Origin of the sequence: Bacillus sp. GBSW19 (genome assembly GCF_002998655.1) — a bacterium.
In the GTDB taxonomy this organism is placed as follows: domain Bacteria; phylum Bacillota; class Bacilli; order Bacillales; family Bacillaceae; genus Bacillus.
This window is the reverse complement of sequence record NZ_PVRF01000002.1, coordinates 116,293-135,989: the sequence shown is the minus strand read 5'-3', so window position 1 is coordinate 135,989 and position 19,697 is coordinate 116,293. Positions and strand designations below refer to the sequence as shown.

Sequence of the window (19,697 nt, the reverse complement as noted above, 5' to 3'; positions counted from 1 at the left end):
AAAACGACCCGAATTCGGGTCGTTTTCATGTCATATATGAATTAGAAAACCTGTTCAACTTCTACAACGCCAGGCACTTCTTCTAATAATGCGCGCTCAATACCGGCTTTCAATGTAATGGTTGAACTTGGGCAGCTGCCGCATGCACCAAGAAGACGTAATTTCACAATGCCATCTTCAATGTCTACAAGCTCACAGTCTCCACCATCACGTAATAGAAATGGACGAAGTTTGTCCAGTACTTCCTGTACTTGGTCTTTCATTTCGACTTCAGTCATTAGATATAATCGCTCCTTTCACAACATATCACCATTATATTCATCTGGACGATAAAAATCTATTGATTGGTTTCAAAGTTTCCTTCTCATTATAGCACAATCTCATCTTGAAACAAAAAGTGATTTTGACTTTTTTCATACAGAAAATTCAGCTAAAATAAAGAAAGAATAGGGGGCTTGCCAAATGAATCAAACCATTGATCTTTATGTATATGGAAGAGATGTACTGTGCGCTAGCTGCGTGAATCTGCCTTCTTCAAAAGACACATTTGAGTGGTTAGATGCAGCGTTAAAACGAAAATATCCGAATCAGCCGTTTCGTATCACATATATTGATATTGAGCACCCGCCAGAAAACGAACACCAAAAAGAATTGTCTGAACGAATTCTTGATGATGAATTCTTTTATCCGCTTGTCTTAGTGGAGGATCAAATTGTTGGAGAGGGCAATCCAAAATTAAAAGACATTTATCAAGAAATGGAGAAATACGGTTACACGGAGAGCAGTGAATAAACTGTTCTTTTTTTGAGAAAACAAATAGAACAAACGTTCCTTTTGGGTTGAAAAAGAACGTTTGTTCGATTATAATCAAATGAAAGGAGCGTGAGCATCATGAATTATTTACTGAAACAATCTCTTCATCAGCAAATACCAATTGAGATGATTTATATGAAGAAAAACGGAGAGTGCACGAAGCGTAAAATCATTGTCCACCGTCAAACAGACCAGCTCATCCAAGCGTATTGTTTATCGAAGAAAACGATGAGAACCTTTCGTAAAGACTGCATCCTTGCCCTTGCTCCGATTAAATTGACCCGTTCATCGGCACATGCCGTTTCATAGAAAAAAAGCTCCCTCGTCATGAAGGAGCTTTGAGAAAAAATTCACATGATGTTAGCCATTGTGATGCTTGTACATCCAAAGGAGTCCGGATTTTAGAAGTCTTGGTACACGGCCAATAAGTGGACGATCTGCTACTAAGCCAAAGCCGGCTTTTTTCCCTAAAGATCCTAAGACACCTTTTAGCTTAAACTGAGGATAAGCCTCAGGAAGCGGCTCGTTTTTCCAGCGTTTTTGCAGAGATTGGACAATTTGTTCTGCCTGCGCCTCGGCAAGCTGTGCACTTGGGGCATGCGGCAAGCTTGCGCAATCACCCACGACATAGACATGCTCATTTCCAGGGAGATTGTGATGAGGTGTTAATACGACGCGGCCTTGTGCGTCTTTTTCAACATCCATCTCCCGTACCACTTTGCTTGGCTGAATGCCTGCTGTCCATACGATGACCTCTGCTTCAATGGCGTCATCATGGTTGTAAACAACACCTTCTTCAACCTTCGTAATATTGGCACAGTTAATGATCTTTACGTCATTTTCTTCAAACCACTTTTGCACATATAAACTTAATCTTTTTGGGAAGCTTGATAGAATCAGCTCTCCGCGGTCAAAAAGAATAATGTTTAAATCAGCACGGCTTTCTCTTAATTCACTGGCTAGCTCTACCCCGCTAAGTCCAGCACCGACGATACCAACCGTTGCACCTGCACCCAAATTGTTTAATTTGTTATACGTATGTCTTGACTGATCAATGGTTTGAATACTGTATGTATGTTCTTTCGCACCAGGGACATTATGATACTTGTCCTCACAGCCGAGTCCAATCACCGTGTCGTCATAAGGAATGGGTTCACGGTCGCTGAATAAGATCTGTTTGTTTTCAATATCAATTTTTTCTACTTCCCCATATTGAATATCCAGCTTCGGATGCTCTGGAAAAGATACTCGGATGTGATGATCAGAGATTGTTCCAGCAGCGAGTGCATAATATTCTGTTTTTAAACAGTGGTAAGGATTTCGATCAACTAATGTGATAGTAACATCATCAGGTAATTGATTTGGCAATAAGCGGTGGAGAACCCGCATATTCCCGTAACCTCCGCCGATCAAGACTAAATTTTTCATGACGATTCTCCTTTTCCCCGTAGACATTGAAAAACACTTATACTAAAAAACTTTAAGTTAAAATACCAAATAAAATTATATCGAATTTACTGTGAAACCACAATAATTGTTTCAAAATAACCTACATATTCATTAGTTAGTCCTAAATAGTAAAACATTTTACGAGGAATAGGCGTAACGATACAGATGAAGCTCATGTTTTGACTAATAGAAGGAATTTCGGTAGGATGGTAAAGCAATGTGAGGTGAAGCAAAGTGTTCCCACTGATCGAATTTTGTGTAAGTAATCTTGCACAAGGGTCTCAAGAAGCAAAAGAGAAGCTTGATAAAGACCCAAACCTAGACGTTATGGAATACGGCTGTTTAAGCTATTGCGGCAAATGTATGGACTCCCCATTTGCACTTGTGAATGGAGAATTTGTTTCAGGAGAAAATGCAGAGCAGCTAGTCGAGCGTATTTATGCTTTTATAGAGGAAAATGAGATGTTTTAAATGCACCACATGGGTCATGAGGTGCATTTTTTTCTTACTTCAATCTTCCATTTTTAAGGAGAATGCATAGAAAGCGCATCCAATATGTTATGCTAATAAAATATCATCAAAATGAAGCATCACACGAGAAAAAAAGAGGCATATGCATAATAAAAGCCCTTTGCCATGGCAGCAAAGAGCTTCTATGTATGAAAAACGGGGGATGATAAGATTGTCTCCTGAATCGACTCCTTTTATACTATAAAGAAACAACATTTTTGGAGGAAGCTCATGACATCATTTCAATTCACGAAAATGCACGGATTAGGAAATAATTATATATACGTCAATCAGATGAAGGAACAGCTTCCAGAAGAGCAGCTATCAGAGATAGCGATCCGCGTTTCTTCTGTTTATACAGGAATCGGTTCAGACGGAATGATCCTTATTTGCCCATCAGATGTTGCTCCTGTGAAAATGCGCATTTTCAACAATGATGGATCAGAGGGTAAAAACTGCGGCAACGGTCTGCGCTGCGTCGCAAAATATGTGTATGAGCATCAAATCGTAACAGACACAACGTTCCAGATTGAGACATTGTCAGGACTCGTTGAAGCTACCGTTCACGTGCAGGATGGTCACGTTCATTTAGTGACAGTAGATATGGGGAAACCTCGTTTTGAAAAAAAAGCGATGCCGATGCTTGGTGAACCGGCCAGCACAACGATTCATGAAGCACTTGATTTTGGCACTGTGACTTTAAATGGAACGGCTGTTTCAATGGGAAATCCGCACATCGTTTTTTATTTAGAGGACATTGAAAAGGCACCGCTTGATACAATTGGGCCAATCATCGAAAAACACGACATGTTCCCAGAAGGCGTCAATGTAGAATTTGTAGAAGTGGTCAGTGAAACAGAACTGCATTTTCGTGTGTGGGAAAGAGGGTCTGGCATTACTCAAGCCTGCGGAACGGGAGCTTGCGCTGCGGCTGTATCCACGATTGTGAATGGACAGGCGAAAAAAGAAACGGACATGACGGTTCACTTAGCAGGCGGAGATCTCATCATTCGCTGGAAAGACAACGACCATGTGCTCATGACAGGGCCTGCTGAAACGATTTGTGACGGCACATTTTATCTGTAAACCATTTATTTGAGAAAAGGCACCATCACGTTTATAATTGAAAAGAAACATCCAGTCAAAAGGAGGGATGATCATGAGTACACCAGTAACCATTACAGAAGCTGCTGCACTGCAGATTAAAGATATGATGAAAGAACATGAAGAAGAAAATGCGTTCCTACGAGTGGGCGTAAAAGGCGGCGGATGCAGTGGTCTTTCATACGGCATGGGCTTTGACCATGAAGTTTCAGAGAAAGACACGCAGTTCGAACAGCAAGGCATCCAGGTCCTTGTCGACTCCGAAAGCCTTGATATCATGAACGGCACCATCATTGATTTCAAACAATCACTAATGGGCGGCGGTTTCACCATCGACAATCCGAATGCGATTGCTTCATGCGGATGCGGTTCTTCTTTCCGAACAGCGACGAATACCGGTACGCCGGAAGAGTGTTAACAACTGATCATGGATTAAGATAAGCCTTCTTGTTCGTTTGTTTTTGTAAACAACACGATCGAGGAGGCTTCTTTGATGAGGAAAATGAACCATAAAAAAGACACTCATTCAGTGTCTCTTTCTCATATTGCTTCTTCTATTTTCAACAGTTCTTTATCCAGGACATCCACCAACTCTTGGGTGCTAAACATATAGATCACCACTTCTTTATTGCCATCTTCCACATGGACTTCAATCACAATTTTAATATTTGCGAGTTTTTCATGGTACACCACTTCATAAGTGCCCATTTTTTTCGTTTCATTGTTTTTATTCATTTTTTGAACTTTGGAGAGTATCTGTTTGATTTCTTGATCACTCAAACCAGAATCTAAAATTGAAGTGGACACACGCTTTAAAAAAGGTCCTAGTTGATCAACATTAATATTCAATCCTGCTGCGAACTGAGCATAATGTTTGTTATAGTCTTTTGCAAACAGTTCTACTGAGCCACCAATCATCAGTAATAAGCACAAACTGATCATTAAACGCTTTAACATCTTTCCACCTATCCTTCATTATGAACTTCTTCATTTCCTATATCGGTTGATCAGATGAAACCTTCATTGATTCCATTATCTCTTCAACAATTTATAAATCGCTCAATTTTGTTACAGCTTGCCCTCACAACTGGCTATTTCCACCCAAAAAGAGTATCATGATAACCAAACATAAACTGTAGGTAGAGAAAAGAGGTTGCTGAGGTTTGAGTGAACAAATCAATTGCAGGAACTGTCATGAACTGATTCCGTATCGTTCCAAAACGTGTCCAGCTTGCGGGATTGAGAAGCCGCTTCCGAAAAAGGAACGTGTGAAGGATCGGGTGATTTTGGTTGTGGCAGGGATTGTTGTGGTGCTGCTTGCTGCAATGGTACTTGGAATGGCGAATGCCTATATTGGGGTTTTTAAATAAACGAAAAAGGAGTTCCGCTAGTGAGAACTCCTTTTTTTGATCCGCTTTTATTTGTTTTCAAATAAGCTTGTGGAATGAAGAGGCTGTACACGGGCTTTCGGGTCCATGTAGGCTTTCGCATTGTTGACAGCCGTTGGTGCTTCACCAAATCCGCTGGCAATCAATTTGACCTTTCCTTCATACGTGCAGATGTCTCCAGCCGCATAGAAGCCTTCAATGTTTGTTTCCATTGTGGATTTCACGACGATCGAGTTCTTTTCGATTTCAAGACCCCATTGTTTAATTGGTCCAAGGGAGGAAACAAAACCGAAGTTGACGATCACGTCGTCTACATCAAGCACTTGTTTTTTGTCGCCTTTGACTTCTTCGAGCACAATCTGTTCAATGCGGTCTTCACCAATGAGCTCAGTTGGCACAAATGGTGTCACTACATTGACTTTCGAATTGTGCAGGTTTTCTACACTGTGCTCATGGGCGCGGAATTTATCACGGCGGTGAATAATGGATACTTCTTTTGCGATAGGTTCAAGCATTAGTGCCCAGTCTACTGCAGAGTCTCCGCCGCCAAGAACGGCCACACGTCTGCCGGCAAATTGGTTCAAATCATTAATGAAGTAATGCAGGTTGCTTCCTTCAAATGATTCTGCTGCACCTAGCTCAAGCTTTCTCGGTTGGAATGCACCGTTACCAGCTGTAATGATGATCGTTTTAGAATAATGAATCTCTTGATTTGTCACAAGTTTAAAAATGCCATCTGCCTGCTTTTCAACCGTTTCAACTGCTTGCTCTAAGCAAATGGTTTGATCAAATTTATCCATTTGTTCCTTTAAGTTATCAACTAATTCTTGTGCGCGGATTTTTGGAAAACCAGCCACATCATAAATGTATTTTTCAGGGTAAAGAGCGGATAATTGACCGCCGAGCTGAGGAAGGCTTTCAATGATTTTCACACTTGCCTGTCTCATGCCACCGTAAAACGCAGTAAACAATCCTACTGGGCCGCCCCCGATAACGGTAATGTCATATACCTTAGAATCTTCTTGCATTCCTTTAATCCTCCCAAATGAAAATTGTTATCACTATATCATATCATACCACATATCGTCGTTTGACTTGTTTTGAAAAACTTGTCGTTTTTTGATGCCGAAGCTTTGAAAAAGAGGAAAAAGTGAGAAAGACCGTTTATCATAAGGATTTTCAGTTTAAAGCCTTGAAAAAAGGAGCAGAACTCGCTATTATTGTTAAGGGAACTAAATATTAATTTTTTATGAATTTTTGTCGGATACGGTCAAATGCTTTCGTTTTATGTAGGTGAAAGTTCAGATTTTCACATACTTATTTTTTTGTTTAAATTTCATAAAATGCCGGAAAGCGGTTGAGAATAGCAATATGTAATTCTTTATCCGTTTTACAGCAAATTTAAAAAAGGTGGATGTGATTCCAGTGAATAAACCGAAAATCGTTGTATTAGGTGCAGGTTATGGCGGATTAATGACTGTAACAAGATTAACAAAACAGCTTGGCACAAATGATGCGGACATTACTCTTGTGAACAAGCATAATTATCATTACGAAACAACATGGTTACATGAAGCAAGCGCAGGTACACTTCATCATGACCGCTGTCGTTATCAAATCAAAGATGTGATTAACAGTTCCCGTGTCAACTTTGTACAAGCAACAGTTGAAAGCATTAATAAGGAAGCAAAGAAAGTTGTGACATCAGATGGCGAACTTTCTTACGACTACCTTGTTGTTGCACTTGGTGCTGTTCCTGAAACATTTGGTATTGCAGGACTGAAAGAATATGCATTCTCAATCTCTAATATCAACTCTGCTCGTCAGCTTCGTGAGCACATTGAGCTTCAATTTGCGACGTATAATACGGAAGCTGAAAAACGTCCAGAGCGCTTGACAATCGTTGTCGGCGGTGCAGGCTTCACAGGTATTGAGTTCCTTGGTGAGCTTGGAAACCGGGTGCCTGAGCTTTGCAAAGAGTATGATATTGATCAAAAAGACGTACGTATCATCTGTGTAGAAGCTGCACCAACAGCTCTTCCAGGATTCGATCCTGAATTGATCGACTATGCAATGAACTACCTTCAAGGTAAAGGTGTTGAGTTCAAAATTGGTACAGCGATCAAAGAATGTACGCCTGAAGGCATCATTGTTGGAAAAGACGATGATACAGAAGAAATCAAAGCTGAAACTGTTGTTTGGGCTGCTGGTGTACGCGGTAACCCAATCGTTGAAGAAGCTGGATTTGAAAACATGCGCGGCCGCGTAAAAGTGTCTCCAGATCTTCGTGTACCAGAAAATGATGATGTATTCATCATCGGTGACTGTTCATTGATCATCAATGAAGAAATCAACCGTCCATACCCACCAACTGCACAAATCGCGATGCAGCAAGGTGAAACAGTAGCGAAAAACCTTGCAGCACTAGTTAAAGGTGGTTCTCTTGAAAGCTTTAAGCCAGACATCAAAGGAACAGTTGCTTCTCTTGGTGAACACGACGCTGTAGGTGTTGCGTTTGGTAAAAAACTTCAAGGAACAAAAGCTTCTGCAATGAAGAAAATCATCGACAACCGTTCTTTATTCATGGTTGGCGGCCCAGGACTTGTTCTGAAAAAAGGAAAATTCAAGTTCTTCTAAACCTTAATAGACAAAAACGTGTATCCTCGTGATACACGTTTTTTTTATGACGTATGGTATATTTTCTTACTTGGTCATCGGAAGCAAAGTATGTTATGATGAATTATCAGAAAATTTAGATTAAGGGAGTGAGCAATATGAATGCACAAACAAAAGAAAAAAAATCCACCTGTCAATATTGTTCGGGGAAAGGGTATTTTCAGCTATTGCTCGGCGGATCTGAAACATGTGAGGAATGTAAAGGGACAGGAAAGAAGCTTTAATCCATCTGCTTTTTCCATTGATTGACTTCATCTCTATTTCCAAGTTAAACTAATGATGGGATATTTGGGGGTGGAGATGAAGTGATCAGTTTACCAGTCGTTATCATTTCAGTTATTTTATTTTTCGTGTTATTCTTCGGCATTGGCTTTTTGCTCAATATGCTGCTCAGAATGTCATGGATTATGGCTATTTTATATCCAATTGTATGCCTTTTCATTATCAATAATCAAAAGATGATCGCTTATGTCAGAGAACCGGGCATTGCTTTTTCAGGGATAGGAGAACGCATTGTCTCTCTCGCTGCGGCAGATATCATTATCTTGTTAAGCGGTCTGATTGGTGCAATTGCATCAGGTTTTGTCATCAATGCACTTCGAAAAAGAGGGTATCAAATGTTTTAACTCACTTGTAGACATGCAAGTGGGTTTTTTTGTTTCTCCTTTGCATAGTTTCCATTTTGTTTGGAAACAAATAGATGGGTAGAGGAGTGACAAATAAAGATGAAAACATGGATGAAACGATTGTTCATGACAGCCCTTTTCATGCTTGCTCTCTTGACAAGCTTTACGGGCATATCTGGAGTTGAACCAAGTGATTTAGCTGTCTGGGTGAAAGAGACTGACCCTGGCAAGCAAGTATCTTCTTTTTTCCAACAGCAAAAAAGGGAAACGATGGCACTCAAAAGTGATGACTTGCGGGCTGTTTCTCTCGAAGAAGCGTTTAATTGGAACGATTACCCGAAGCAAAAGGTTGTCGCCACAGGTTATACAGCAGGTGTGGAATCAACAGGTAAAACGAAGGAACACCATGCATATGGCATTACATATTCAGGCGTCAAAGTGAAACGTGACTTATATTCAACTGTGGCAGCAGACCCATCAGTCTTTCCGATTGGAACCGTGCTGTTTATCCCAAACTATGGCTACGGAGTGGTCGCAGATACGGGAAAAGCCATTAAAGGTCATAAGCTTGATTTATACTATGAAACCGTAGATGATGTGTATAGAGAATGGGGTAAAAAAGTGCTCGATGTGTATATCATCAAAAAGGGCGAAGGAACGTTAACGGAAAAAGACCTTAACCAGCTGAATGAAGCAAAATCAATGCAAGTATTCCGTCAGCAGTTTCAAGCCAATAAAGAATAAAAAAGCTTTGGACAAGTTTTAGGTCCAAAGCTTTTTTCGCTTCTACATGAAGTAATAATCTAAGATGAGTGTCAGTAAGATCCCTGTTAAGCCGCCAAAGAAGACTTCAATCGGCTTATGACCAAGAAGCTCTTTTAATTTCTTTTGCTTTTCTTTTTCTTCTGCACTCGGGAAATTCTTTGCTTCAGAAACAAATCGGTTAAAATCTGTCACCAGCTTGTTAAGTACAGTCGCCTGTTCTCCTGCCTGTCTGCGCACACCTGTCGCATCGAACATGGTAATAATGGCAAAGATGGCGGAAATGGCAAAGATAGATGTATCTAGCCCGTGCTCTAAAGCCACTGCTGTTGAGAGTGCTGTTACGGCTGCGGAGTGTGAACTTGGCATTCCGCCTGTGCTTGTAATGAGCGACCAATCTAGTCGTCTAGAAATGATAAATTGAATCGGTACTTTTACAAATTGAGCAAAAAAGATGGCTGCAAGGCTGGCAAGCAGCGGAAAATTCATCAGTACGCTCATGAACAAGAAACATCCTCTCTGTAAGAAAAAATATGGTGCGAAATGATGGACTGTATACCCTAGTAAGATGAAAAAATGATAGCAGTATCAAATGCTGCCAAGTCCATGTTCAATTATAACATTAAAGAAAGTAGATGTGGAACGAGGAGAATGCAGGCGGGCTGCTCAAGTTTTCATCGCTTTTTTCATGATGCCCTTCCGCGTGTGAAAATATAAATGTTCATCAAGTAAAGACAGACTGGCAATGATCGTATAGGCACGTAAATTTTGATATAATAGAAGTTCCAATGTGAAAAATGGAGTTCATTGAAGGAGCGTGTGATAAATATGTTTTTCTCGACAAATGAATTGCAACATAAAGATACACTGGTGATCGGACTTTTTCAAAAGAGCCAATTATCAGGAAAAGCAAAAGAAATGGATGAATTACTTGAAGGAAGAATCACTGAATTATTAAAAGAAGGCGATATTTCATCTAAACGAAATCAGCTTTCGAAGTTTTTCCCATCCCCTGAGACAGGCATCAAACGCATTTATTTTGTCGGACTTGGGAAGGAATCAGATTACACGTTTGAAGAGGCAAAAGAAGGGTTTGCCCATTTATTTAAAAAGCTCCATCAAGATAAAAAGCAAGCGGTTTCGGTCTTGCTGGATACGTTTATTGGAAAGAATCTGCCTGCCCAAGATGCAGCCCATGCCCTTTCTGAAAGCTGCCTTTTAGCTACATATGAATTACAAGATTTTAAACATAAAACAAATGAACCGGATCGCTTCATCGAGTTTGTTTATGCAACGACGGATCATGATACAGCTGAAATTCAGGCAAGTCTGAAAGTGGGCGAGGTCTACGGACAGTCCGTCAATTCGGCCCGTACCCTTGTGAATATGCCGCCGAACATGCTCACATCCTCTGATCTGGCTTCGTACGCGGCAGAGCTTGCGTATAAATACGAATTTGAGATTGAAATTTTAGATAAAGAACAGATGGAAGAGCTCGGCATGGGCGGAATTCTAGCTGTCAATAGAGGCTCAACAGAACCACCAAAGCTGATCGTTCTGAAATATCAAGGCAAGGAAGAATGGACAGACGTCATCGGGCTTGTCGGTAAAGGTATCACGTATGATACTGGTGGCTATTCTTTAAAGCCAAGAGCCAGTATGGTTGGGATGAAAACAGATATGGGCGGCTCTGCCTCTGTTTTAGGCGCCATGGAAATCATTGGTGAACTGCGCCCAGAGCAAAATGTCATTGCTGTCATTGCCTCGACAGACAATATGATCTCGGCTGACGCCATGAAACCGGATGACGTCATTGTGTCACTTAGCGGTAAAACAATCGAAGTGCTGAATACGGATGCAGAAGGCCGTCTTGTTTTAGCAGATGGAGTGACATATGCGAAGCAGCACGGTGCCTCTGTCCTTGTAGACGTGGCGACATTAACAGGCGGGGTCATTGTGGCACTTGGAAATGAGACAACAGGCGTCATGACGAATAACGATGAACTATATGCTCAGTTTAAAGAGGCATCAGAAGAATGCGGTGAAATGATTTGGCAGCTGCCAATCACTGAAAAAGATAAAAAGCGCGTACGAAACAGCAAAATGGCGGATCTCAATAACTCACCAGGCCGCGATGGTCATGCGATCATGGCAGGAGCATTCATCGGTGAATTCGCTGAGGATACGCCTTGGGTTCACTTAGATATTGCAGGAACAGCAACAACAGAAAAGCCTTCATGCTTTGGGCCAACAGGGGCGACAGGTGTGATGGTACGGTCATTGGCCACATTTGTGGAACGATTTGAAGGAAAGAAATAAAGGATCAGGCTCTGCCAAATGGCGGAGCTTTTTTTATGTAGGACATACGCCATTTGACGAAGAAAATTTTCTATGGTAACATACGTTGGTACTTTAATTATCTACTACATTAGTAAACTAAAGGATTTCGGGGGTTTCACCATGAATGCAGTTGTTTTAGCGGTTGTTTTAATGTTGATATTAAGCTTGCTGCGGGTCAATGTCGTGATTGCGCTGGCACTCGGTGCTTTAGCTGGCGGACTTGCAGGTGGATTAGGCTTGGGAGGAACAGTGGAAGCCTTTACTGACGGGCTCGGAGGAAATGCGACAGTTGCCATTAGCTATGCACTTTTAGGGGCATTTGCTGCGGCGCTGACAAAAACGGGTCTTCCAGATGCCATGGTTGAAGGAGCAGTGAAGCTTCTAGGAAAAGAAGGCGACTCAAGAAGAAAAACATTATCAAAAGTACTGATCATTCTTGTGATTTTGATCGTATCTTGTTTTTCACAAAACGTCGTTCCTGTTCACATTGCCTTTATTCCGGTCTTAATTCCGCCATTATTAAAAGTGTTTAACGAGCTTCAAATTGACCGCAGACTGCTAGCGTGTGTCATGACCTTCGGACTCACTGCACCATATATTTTACTTCCAGTCGGTTTTGGACAGATTTTCCACGGAATGCTCCGTGATAACATGAAAGAAGCAGGATTGACTGTTCAATTAACAGATGTTCCATTGGCCATGCTTATCCCTGTAGGGGGCATGATGCTCGGGCTGCTTGTTTCCCTTTTTGTGTATCGGAAGCCAAGAGTATATGAGGATCGAGATATCACGGACGTAGAAAAATCAGCTTATACAAAAAAGAGCTTATTGTTCGCAGTGCTGGCTATCTTAGTATCACTCATTGTCCAGCTTTATTTATCTCAAAGCCTTGGCGTGGAAGGAATGATCTTCGGTGCACTGGCAGGCCTTCTTGTTCTGTTTGCCACAGGCATGATGAAACGAGATGAAGCGGATGCGCTGATTACTTCCGGTATGAATATGATGGCATTTATCGGCTTTGTCATGCTTGTAGCGGCTGGATTTGCCAACGTATTAACGAAAACAGGAGATATTGAACAACTAGTGAAAGCATCTTCTCAGTTCATTGGAAACAATCAAAGCGTAGCGGCCATTTTAATGCTATTAGTTGGTTTACTTGTGACAATGGGGATCGGTTCATCCTTTGCGACGATTCCAATCATTACAACCATTTTTGTTCCGTTATGTATGCACTTAGGATTTAGCCCACTAGCCACCATTGCCATTATTGGTTCAGCTGCGGCTGTTGGGGATGCAGGTTCACCTGCAAGTGACAGTACGCTTGGACCGACATCTGGGTTGAATATGGATGGACAGCATCACCACATTTGGGGTACTTGTGTTCCAACCTTCGTATTTTATAATGTTCCGCTTGTCCTGTTCGGCTGGCTTGCGGCAATTATTCTTTAACATGAAAGCTTGTAGAGAAAACGTTGTTTTTTCTATAAGCTTTTTTTGTGATGTTTTATCCATTTGTTCACTTTCTGAAGGTGAAAAATAATTAGGTCTAAAGTATGAATTAAATGAATCTTTCTTTCTCTTTCTTACGTATATATGCTGATAAAAATGAAAAGGGGAAGATGAGAGATGTCATTTTTTAAAAAGCTAGCGGCAAGTGCTGGGATTGGTGCAGCGAAAGTAGATACTATTTTGGAGAAAAACGCCTATTATCCAGGACAAGAGGTAAGGGGAACCGTCCATGTAAAGGGAGGGAAAATCTCTCAGGACATCCGCTATATCAATGTCAAGATTCAAACACAGTATGTGATTGTGAAAGATGATGAAGAGCATAGAAAATATGTGAATATCTTTACTTTACGGGTGACGGATTCTTTTACCATCCAGCCTGGAGAAAAGCATGAATTTCCGTTTTCATTTATTCTTCCTATCGATACCCCGATGACGATCGGAAAAGTAGAAATTGCAGTAATGACAGACCTTGATATCCAAGGAGGAATCGATAAATCTGACTATGACCGCATTTTCGTTGAAGCACATCCTTGGGTGAGAAATGTACTGGAGGCCACTAGAAATCTTGGCTTCCACCTGAACGAAGCAGACTGTGAACAAGCGCCTTACTTCCAGCGCCGACTGCCATTTGTTCAAGAATTTGAGTTTATTCCGACATCAGACTACTATCGCTATATGCTTGATGAGCTAGAGCTGATTTTTCTGATAGATGAAGGCGGCTTAGACATTGTGTTTGAAGTCGACCGCAGAGCAAGAGGCCTCAGAGGGTGGCTTGAGGAGATGTATAACGATGGAGAACAGCTGGTACGCTACCGCTTCAGTCCAGCAGATCTTGAAGATGTAGAAGTGCTTGAGGGAATGCTAGAAGGAATCATCGATCAATACGCTGAATAAATGATGGAAAAAGAGCCTGAATGGAGACAGGCTCTTTTCTATGCGACTTGTAGATGATGTCTGCCCTTATGATGCGGCTTGTTGTTTTCGAAAGGACGTAGCTTTTGAAACAGAGCGATAAATTTTAGGTGCCAGCATCGCAAGTAATATCGTCAATGCGTAATCTTTCACCATAAACCAGATCATAAAAAACCACGTGGTTTGATAAGAAATTGGGGCATTTAGCCACACATTTAATGCGAGGTACGTATAAGTCGTTCCGATCACATACATGACGGTCGTACCAGCAATAGCTGCAAGTAAAAAGCGGCCAAAGCCAGGGTTTTTTCTTTTTTCTAAAATGAATCCAGCTAGCCAGGCAGCAGGAATATACGATAAGATAAAACCACCGCTTTTGCCTAAAATCACCCCAAAGCCTGCTGAAAACTGTGCGAATACAGGTGCGCCAGCAATTCCAACCAAGGCATACACAATCATCGCTAATGCGCCAAGCCGTCTGCCAAGCAAAAGACCAGCAAGTACACAAAAAAACGGCTGCATCGTAAGTGGAATTCCGCCGACCTGTAAAAACGGTACAATGGATGTGATATTCGCACCAATCGCCATGAGTGCAGCAAACATTCCGACTAACACAAAATCAGCGGTTCTTGTTTTCTGTTGCATGATGTTTCCCCCTGTCTTATCTGTACAAATAGATTAAGGGGATGAGTGTTATTTGTCAACCTGTTTTTGTTATGGGTTAACAATAAAACCCGCCCATCAAATGGGCGGGTCTGTATTAAGCTTCTGTCATAGAAGACGCATCGATCGCTTGATGAACAGGCACATAATCATAGCCGAGATCACGAGCGACGGCTTCATATGTGATATGTCCGTTCATGACATTGACACCTTCTGCGATGGCTTTGTTTTCTTGAATGGCTTTTGCAGCGCCTTTATTAGCAATTTGCAGCGCATATGGAACGGTGACATTCGTTAAAGCAACAGTCGATGTCCGTGGAACGGCTCCAGGCATATTGGCGACAGCATAATGTAAAATACCGTGTTTTTCATAAGTAGGCTGATCATGTGTTGTGATATGATCGATTGTTTCAACAATTCCGCCTTGGTCAATGGCTACGTCTACGATGACGGAACCGGGCTTCATTTGCTTCACCATTTCTTCCGTCACAAGCGTTGGTGCTTTGGCACCTGGGATCAGCACCGCACAAATGAGAAGGTCTGCCTCACTGACTGAATCGGCGATGTTGACAGGGTTAGACATTAACGTTTTCATTTGATGACCAAATTGATCGTCCAGCTGACGTAAGCGTTCTGCGTTTACGTCAATAAGAGTGACATCTGCGCCAAGCCCAATCGCCATTTTCGCTGCGTTTGTTCCAACAACACCGCCGCCTATAATCGTGACCTTTCCTCTTGATACCCCCGGTACGCCTGCAAGCAAGATGCCTTTACCGCCTTTTGGCTTTTCTAAAAATTGTGCACCGATTTGGGCGGCCATTCTGCCTGCCACTTCAGACATAGGTGTTAAGAGAGGGAGTGATGTTCCGTCCGTTACTGTTTCATAAGCAATAGCTGTGACGCCTTTTTGTTTTAAAGCTTCAGCCAAGGAGGGCTCTGCGGCAAGATGCAGGTACGTAAATAAGATGAGTCCTTCTCTGAAATATGAATATTCCTCAGGTAATGGTTCTTTTACCTTCATGATCATATCAGAAGATGCCCACACATCTTTCGCTTGATCAAGAATTTCTGCACCAACAGATACATAATCGTCATCAGTGAATCCGCTTCCAAAACCAGCGTTTGTTTCAATCAAAATCTGATGTCCAGCTGAAAGTAATTGAGAAGCTGCTCCTGGTGTTAATGCCACTCGGTTTTCATTGTTCTTAATCTCTTTCGGAATGCCGATGATCATGTTTATTCCTCCCATGCTTATCTATTCATATTGTATGTCTAGTGTATCCTGAATGTTTAAAAAATGCTTCGGTTGAAATAAAAAATAAAAAAACGCCTCTTTGTGAAATTTCACAAATGGACGTTTTTAAGCTTCATATCAAGGTATATGGTCATTTTCTCATTCATGTTTTTTAAATCTATTTCTGCAATGTCTGTAATACGTTTTAATCTGTAATTCAAGGTATTGATGTGGATGTTTAATTGCTTTGCGGCAATATTGGCATTGCTGTCACAGTCAATAAATCGTTCAAGGGTTTCGACTAGGTTGGAATGATGCCTCAGGTCGTAATCTTCCAGCTTTGATAAAGAGTAACTGGAGTAAGATGAGCCCCTTCGTTTTTCAGCGAGGACATCTAAATATTGATAAATACCAAGTTCAGAAAAACTGTGTAAACGTTCGGTTTCAACAGGAAAGCGCTCTTTTGTTTTTAATACAGCCAGTGCTTCTTTATAGGAAGGCTGAATATAAGAGATGTTATCGTAAATTCCACCAATCGCTGCTTGAACGTGATGGATATGATAACGGTCAGACAGCTGCTGCAGCATGCCGCTTGTGAATTGTTTAATATCGTGCAGCGGGTGTTCCGTTTTGGGTGAGACAAGAATAATGAATTCGTGAAAATCAACAGTTGTTAACAGCACTTGGACTTGCTGCGTTGTTTCAAGCAGGTAAGATAGCTTTTTTTCTGTGTCTTCTGTGAGTTCGTCACGAAGGCGGAAAATGATGATGGCATACGTGTCTGGACATCTGATGCCAAGTCTTAAAAATAGGTCTAGCATCTCATCCTTTTCATGAATATGACCTGTGAGCATCTTCCAGAAAAGCTCCTGATTGCGTTCTTCTGTTTTCGTTTTGCGAATTTGTAAGTTAAGTAATTTGTTTTTAACAGCATGCGCTGCCATCTTCAGAAGGTCCATTTCTTCTTCTGAAAAAGGCTGTGTGGACTCAATCGCCCAGATAAAACCGAGTACTTCTTTGTCCTTCCAGATTGAAATGGCAACCCTGCTAGATAAACCCACCTCTGCAATTTGAGGGACACGAAGCGGTTCGTCTGTTTTAAGGAGTGTAGGAATGATGCCGTCCTTCCAAAGCCGATTAATGACTTTTTCCGGTACCCGGCGGGAGATAATGGTTGAAGTTCTGGCGGGATCAGTAAAATCATTATGTGTGCTATAAGCCAACAATCGATGATGCGTATCTTCTATAGTAATAGGGCAATTGAGCACATCACTAATTTGGTCTGCCACATCCTCTAAACGATCAAGGCTGTACTTAAATGGATCTGTCTTTTTTGTCATAAAAACCCCTGCTTTTTCGAATATTTCACGTACTTACATTATGAAGAGAAAGAGGTACGTAAATCAATAACAAAATGCCATAAATTTAAAAAAGAGATCGCTCTGAGAAGCGAGCGCATCGATGCTAAAAGTAGGCGAAAAAGAAATAGTACAATAATAACGTAGTAATAAATCAATAGGCGGAAAGATTCAGTGAAGTGTGTCTACACTTATTAAGAATATATGACCAAAAAAATGTTAAATACTAGATAAAAAGCGAAAAAACAGTAATTCTATAGACTCATTTTGTAAAATAAAAACAGATTTGTTTGACTGTGTATCATTTCTGTTTTTATAATAATAACGTCAAAAAATAAGTGGATTAGCCCATTATATGGCGGCTATGCACGGGAGGTAATGAGGAATATGTCAGGAATTATTCGCGTAACCCCAGAAGAACTAAGAGCGACCGCTAAGCAATATGGTGTTGAAAGTCAAGAAGTGTTAAACCAAGTTGATCGTCTAAATAGAATGATCTCTGATTTAAAAGGAATGTGGGAAGGTGCTTCTAGTGAAGCATTTGCTGATCAATACGAGCAGTTAAAGCCTTCATTCATCAAAATGTCTGATCTATTAACAGATGTCAGCAATCAGCTTGATCAAACGGCAAATACACTTGAAAGCACTGACCAAGACATCGCAAGCCAAATCCGCGGCTAATCAAAGGGATTTCCTTTCTAAGTGTGAAAAGCAGAAAAAGCGCCGAGTGTGTCAATGGATGCCGGCGCTCTTTCTATTTTGTGAGGTGGAAATTTGTGTATATCGATATTACCATCGACTTAAAAAATTATGATGGCAGTGTGTTTGATTTGAGACTATCAAATTATTTACATATTAAACAAGTCATCCATATCGCCTGGCAGGCAAAACAAATCTCACTTCCTAAGCGAGAAGGCGGCTGGGTGCGAGTAGTCAATAAGAAAGCTGTGTTTTCAGGCGAATATAAGCTGTCAGACTGTGGAATCACCACAGGAGACAGGCTGGAAATACTATGAAAGGACTTTTGTAAATGGCAGATAAAAAGAGTTCCTATTTAGAAGAACAATTAGAAGCAGTTATGAAAAAAGAGGGTGGCACCTACAGCTTCATTTTTCAAAGAGAGACAATTAAACTCTTAGACGGTTTAGAAGCGGCACCGATCAAAGACATCAATCCTTCATTCAAAAAAGAGATTCAATTAACTGAAGATGAGGTCATCATTTCTATTCAACCGCCTCCTGCCTATCAGGAATTTCGTTTCATCCATGCAAAGGATGAAAAAAGCAAATGGATTTTTTCATACCAGCTTGTCGATGCAGTGTGCAAACACGACGTGAAGCGGCTGCATCCTATTGTTTCTCCTGAAAACATTGTTTTTCATCAAGGCTTAGCTCCTGCATTTTTGCATTACGGGGTCAAAGAAAGCATCCCGCCATATGAAACGGATGAACATCGTTTATTAAAAGAAGTCAAAGCCGTCATTCTTCGAGTGGTGGACCATGAATATCAGTTTCAAGAATATGTGGCTTACAGCGAAACGCTGAAACTATCTGAACTGGCAAAAGAGATCAGCGAAACGCAGTCTTTGGAAGAATTGTCTGCCCTCACTCAGCAAAAAATCGAAGCGATTGAAACGAAAGAGAAAACGCTATTAACCATTCCGAAAAAGAAATGGAAGATCGAACGATATATCGGACTAGGTCTGCTTGTCCTATTAATCCCGGCATTGGTGTACACCATTTACACCTTCTTTTTTGCGATGCCGAAACAAGAAGCGTATGTCGAGGCAAACAAATATTATCTCAACAAACAGTACAGCCAAGTGGTGGATACGTTAGAAAAATATTCAGCCAATCAAATGCCGGTCTCTCTTCAATATGAACTGGCCATTTCGTATGTACAAACGAATCAAGGCAACCTGTTACTCGATCAGCATAAAAAAGAAATCACAGATACATACACATTACAGACTGATCCGCAATATTTCCTTTTCTGGATTCATATTGGACAAGGCAATAGCAAGGAAGCACTTGATATTGCACGTGTACTTGGAGACGACCGGTACATATTCACGGCACTCGTCGCCTACCGCAATGACATTCAAAACGATGACAGTCTTACTGCAGAAGAAAAACAAAAACAGCTAGACCCGATTATTAAGGAAATGGCGAAATATGAAGAAAAAGAAACAACGGAGACAAGCACCAACGACTCCTCGGGCGCAAGCCAAACAGATGAAACAGCTGAACAAAAAGAGCAGTCAAAAGCCGATCAAGAGAAAAAAGAGAAAGAATCTGAAGCGAAAAAGAAAACCTCTCAGACGAAAAAAGATGATAAAAAATAATTCTTTCGA

23 protein-coding genes and 1 pseudogene are annotated in these 19,697 nt (G+C 41.1%); 16 read left to right on the top strand and 8 right to left on the bottom strand.

The genetic code is table 11. From position 1 onward, the window contains the following. Positions 1-41: 41 nt before the first annotated feature. Positions 42-341 (bottom strand): annotated as a pseudogene (locus tag C6344_RS10500) (NifU family protein). Positions 342-462: 121 nt separating this feature from the next. On the opposite strand from C6344_RS10500, the gene C6344_RS10495 reads away from it, so the two are divergent. Beyond that, positions 463-792, top strand: coding sequence for a YuzD family protein (locus tag C6344_RS10495; RefSeq protein ID WP_106072931.1), 330 nt, complete (start codon positions 463-465; stop codon positions 790-792). A gap of 99 nt (positions 793-891) precedes the next feature. Continuing rightward, positions 892-1,122 (top strand): hypothetical protein, encoded by a 231-nt coding sequence (locus C6344_RS10490; protein ID WP_058013767.1) that lies wholly within the window; start codon positions 892-894, stop codon positions 1,120-1,122. Between the two features lie 51 nt (positions 1,123-1,173). On the opposite strand, the gene C6344_RS10485 is transcribed toward C6344_RS10490, so the two are convergent. Beyond that, the gene (locus C6344_RS10485) at positions 1,174-2,241 is read right to left on the bottom strand and encodes an NAD(P)/FAD-dependent oxidoreductase (RefSeq protein WP_060597234.1); all 1,068 of its coding nucleotides are present in this window, start codon (positions 2,239-2,241) and stop codon (positions 1,174-1,176) included. Between the two features lie 255 nt (positions 2,242-2,496). Here C6344_RS10485 and C6344_RS10480 point away from each other — a divergent pair, with 255 nt between their 5' ends. The 3 genes from C6344_RS10480 to erpA all read left to right on the top strand — a co-directional run bounded on the left by C6344_RS10480 (position 2,497) and on the right by erpA (position 4,294). After that, on the top strand, positions 2,497-2,733 hold the full coding sequence (locus C6344_RS10480) for a YuzB family protein (protein WP_003213414.1): 237 nt from the start codon (positions 2,497-2,499) through the stop codon (positions 2,731-2,733). Between the two features lie 270 nt (positions 2,734-3,003). Continuing rightward, the gene (gene dapF / locus C6344_RS10475) at positions 3,004-3,858 is read left to right on the top strand and encodes a diaminopimelate epimerase (protein ID WP_060597233.1); all 855 of its coding nucleotides are present in this window, start codon (positions 3,004-3,006) and stop codon (positions 3,856-3,858) included. Positions 3,859-3,931: 73 nt separating this feature from the next. Then, positions 3,932-4,294 (top strand): iron-sulfur cluster insertion protein ErpA, encoded by a 363-nt coding sequence (erpA, locus tag C6344_RS10470; RefSeq protein WP_012011138.1) that lies wholly within the window; start codon positions 3,932-3,934, stop codon positions 4,292-4,294. A gap of 122 nt (positions 4,295-4,416) precedes the next feature. Here erpA and C6344_RS10465 read toward each other — a convergent pair whose 3' ends face one another. Further along, the gene (locus tag C6344_RS10465; protein ID WP_106071454.1) at positions 4,417-4,833 is read right to left on the bottom strand and encodes a hypothetical protein; all 417 of its coding nucleotides are present in this window, start codon (positions 4,831-4,833) and stop codon (positions 4,417-4,419) included. Positions 4,834-5,039: 206 nt separating this feature from the next. Between C6344_RS10465 and C6344_RS10460 the strand changes: the two genes are divergently transcribed. Further along, a complete protein-coding gene (locus tag C6344_RS10460; protein WP_012011136.1) occupies positions 5,040-5,246 on the top strand; it encodes a hypothetical protein in 207 nt (68 codons plus the stop codon). 47 nt (positions 5,247-5,293) lie between these two features. Here the strand turns inward: C6344_RS10460 and yumC are convergent, their stop codons facing one another. After that, positions 5,294-6,292 (bottom strand): ferredoxin--NADP reductase 2, encoded by a 999-nt coding sequence (yumC, locus tag C6344_RS10455; protein ID WP_034659862.1) that lies wholly within the window; start codon positions 6,290-6,292, stop codon positions 5,294-5,296. A gap of 391 nt (positions 6,293-6,683) precedes the next feature. On the opposite strand from yumC, the gene C6344_RS10450 reads away from it, so the two are divergent. The 4 genes from C6344_RS10450 to C6344_RS10440 all read left to right on the top strand — a co-directional run bounded on the left by C6344_RS10450 (position 6,684) and on the right by C6344_RS10440 (position 9,310). Then, complete coding sequence (locus tag C6344_RS10450) at positions 6,684-7,901, top strand: NAD(P)/FAD-dependent oxidoreductase (RefSeq protein ID WP_161937191.1); 1,218 nt, start codon at positions 6,684-6,686, stop codon at positions 7,899-7,901. 137 nt (positions 7,902-8,038) lie between these two features. Next, positions 8,039-8,164 (top strand): YuiA family protein, encoded by a 126-nt coding sequence (locus C6344_RS18850; protein WP_159049984.1) that lies wholly within the window; start codon positions 8,039-8,041, stop codon positions 8,162-8,164. Between the two features lie 81 nt (positions 8,165-8,245). Beyond that, complete coding sequence (locus tag C6344_RS10445) at positions 8,246-8,566, top strand: YuiB family protein (RefSeq protein WP_034659859.1); 321 nt, start codon at positions 8,246-8,248, stop codon at positions 8,564-8,566. A 99-nt stretch (positions 8,567-8,665) separates the two neighbouring features. Further along, complete coding sequence (locus tag C6344_RS10440; RefSeq protein WP_060597230.1) at positions 8,666-9,310, top strand: 3D domain-containing protein; 645 nt, start codon at positions 8,666-8,668, stop codon at positions 9,308-9,310. Positions 9,311-9,352: 42 nt separating this feature from the next. On the opposite strand, the gene C6344_RS10435 is transcribed toward C6344_RS10440, so the two are convergent. Beyond that, entirely contained in the window at positions 9,353-9,829 is a 477-nt protein-coding gene (locus C6344_RS10435; protein ID WP_034659857.1) for a divergent PAP2 family protein, read from the bottom strand. 327 nt (positions 9,830-10,156) lie between these two features. Between C6344_RS10435 and C6344_RS10430 the strand changes: the two genes are divergently transcribed. The 3 genes from C6344_RS10430 to C6344_RS10420 all read left to right on the top strand — a co-directional run bounded on the left by C6344_RS10430 (position 10,157) and on the right by C6344_RS10420 (position 14,071). After that, positions 10,157-11,647 (top strand): leucyl aminopeptidase, encoded by a 1,491-nt coding sequence (locus tag C6344_RS10430; protein WP_060597229.1) that lies wholly within the window; start codon positions 10,157-10,159, stop codon positions 11,645-11,647. Positions 11,648-11,788: 141 nt separating this feature from the next. After that, positions 11,789-13,117, top strand: coding sequence for a Na+/H+ antiporter family protein (locus C6344_RS10425; RefSeq protein ID WP_106072930.1), 1,329 nt, complete (start codon positions 11,789-11,791; stop codon positions 13,115-13,117). A 177-nt stretch (positions 13,118-13,294) separates the two neighbouring features. Continuing rightward, positions 13,295-14,071: a sporulation protein gene (locus C6344_RS10420; protein ID WP_106036547.1), complete on the top strand. Its 777-nt coding sequence runs from the start codon at positions 13,295-13,297 to the stop codon at positions 14,069-14,071. 66 nt (positions 14,072-14,137) lie between these two features. Here C6344_RS10420 and C6344_RS10415 read toward each other — a convergent pair whose 3' ends face one another. The 3 genes from C6344_RS10415 to adeR form a co-directional block, all read right to left on the bottom strand. Next, positions 14,138-14,734, bottom strand: a complete 597-nt coding sequence (locus C6344_RS10415) for a biotin transporter BioY (protein ID WP_106036548.1) — start codon at positions 14,732-14,734, stop codon at positions 14,138-14,140. A gap of 115 nt (positions 14,735-14,849) precedes the next feature. Beyond that, positions 14,850-15,986 (bottom strand): alanine dehydrogenase, encoded by a 1,137-nt coding sequence (gene ald / locus C6344_RS10410; RefSeq protein ID WP_060597226.1) that lies wholly within the window; start codon positions 15,984-15,986, stop codon positions 14,850-14,852. 110 nt (positions 15,987-16,096) lie between these two features. Continuing rightward, complete coding sequence (gene adeR / locus C6344_RS10405; RefSeq protein WP_034659848.1) at positions 16,097-17,326, bottom strand: sporulation transcriptional activator AdeR; 1,230 nt, start codon at positions 17,324-17,326, stop codon at positions 16,097-16,099. A gap of 405 nt (positions 17,327-17,731) precedes the next feature. On the opposite strand from adeR, the gene C6344_RS10400 reads away from it, so the two are divergent. The 3 genes from C6344_RS10400 (at position 17,732) to essB (ending at position 19,688) form a co-directional block, all read left to right on the top strand. Then, positions 17,732-18,025 carry a WXG100 family type VII secretion target gene (locus tag C6344_RS10400; RefSeq protein ID WP_003213769.1) on the top strand — a complete coding sequence of 98 codons (294 nt, stop codon included), beginning with the start codon at positions 17,732-17,734 and terminating at the stop codon, positions 18,023-18,025. Positions 18,026-18,120: 95 nt separating this feature from the next. Then, the gene (gene yukD, locus C6344_RS10395; protein ID WP_003213579.1) at positions 18,121-18,360 is read left to right on the top strand and encodes an ESX secretion system protein YukD; all 240 of its coding nucleotides are present in this window, start codon (positions 18,121-18,123) and stop codon (positions 18,358-18,360) included. A 14-nt stretch (positions 18,361-18,374) separates the two neighbouring features. Further along, positions 18,375-19,688 carry a type VII secretion protein EssB gene (gene essB, locus C6344_RS10390; RefSeq protein ID WP_106072929.1) on the top strand — a complete coding sequence of 438 codons (1,314 nt, stop codon included), beginning with the start codon at positions 18,375-18,377 and terminating at the stop codon, positions 19,686-19,688. The last annotated feature ends 9 nt before the right edge of the window (positions 19,689-19,697 follow it).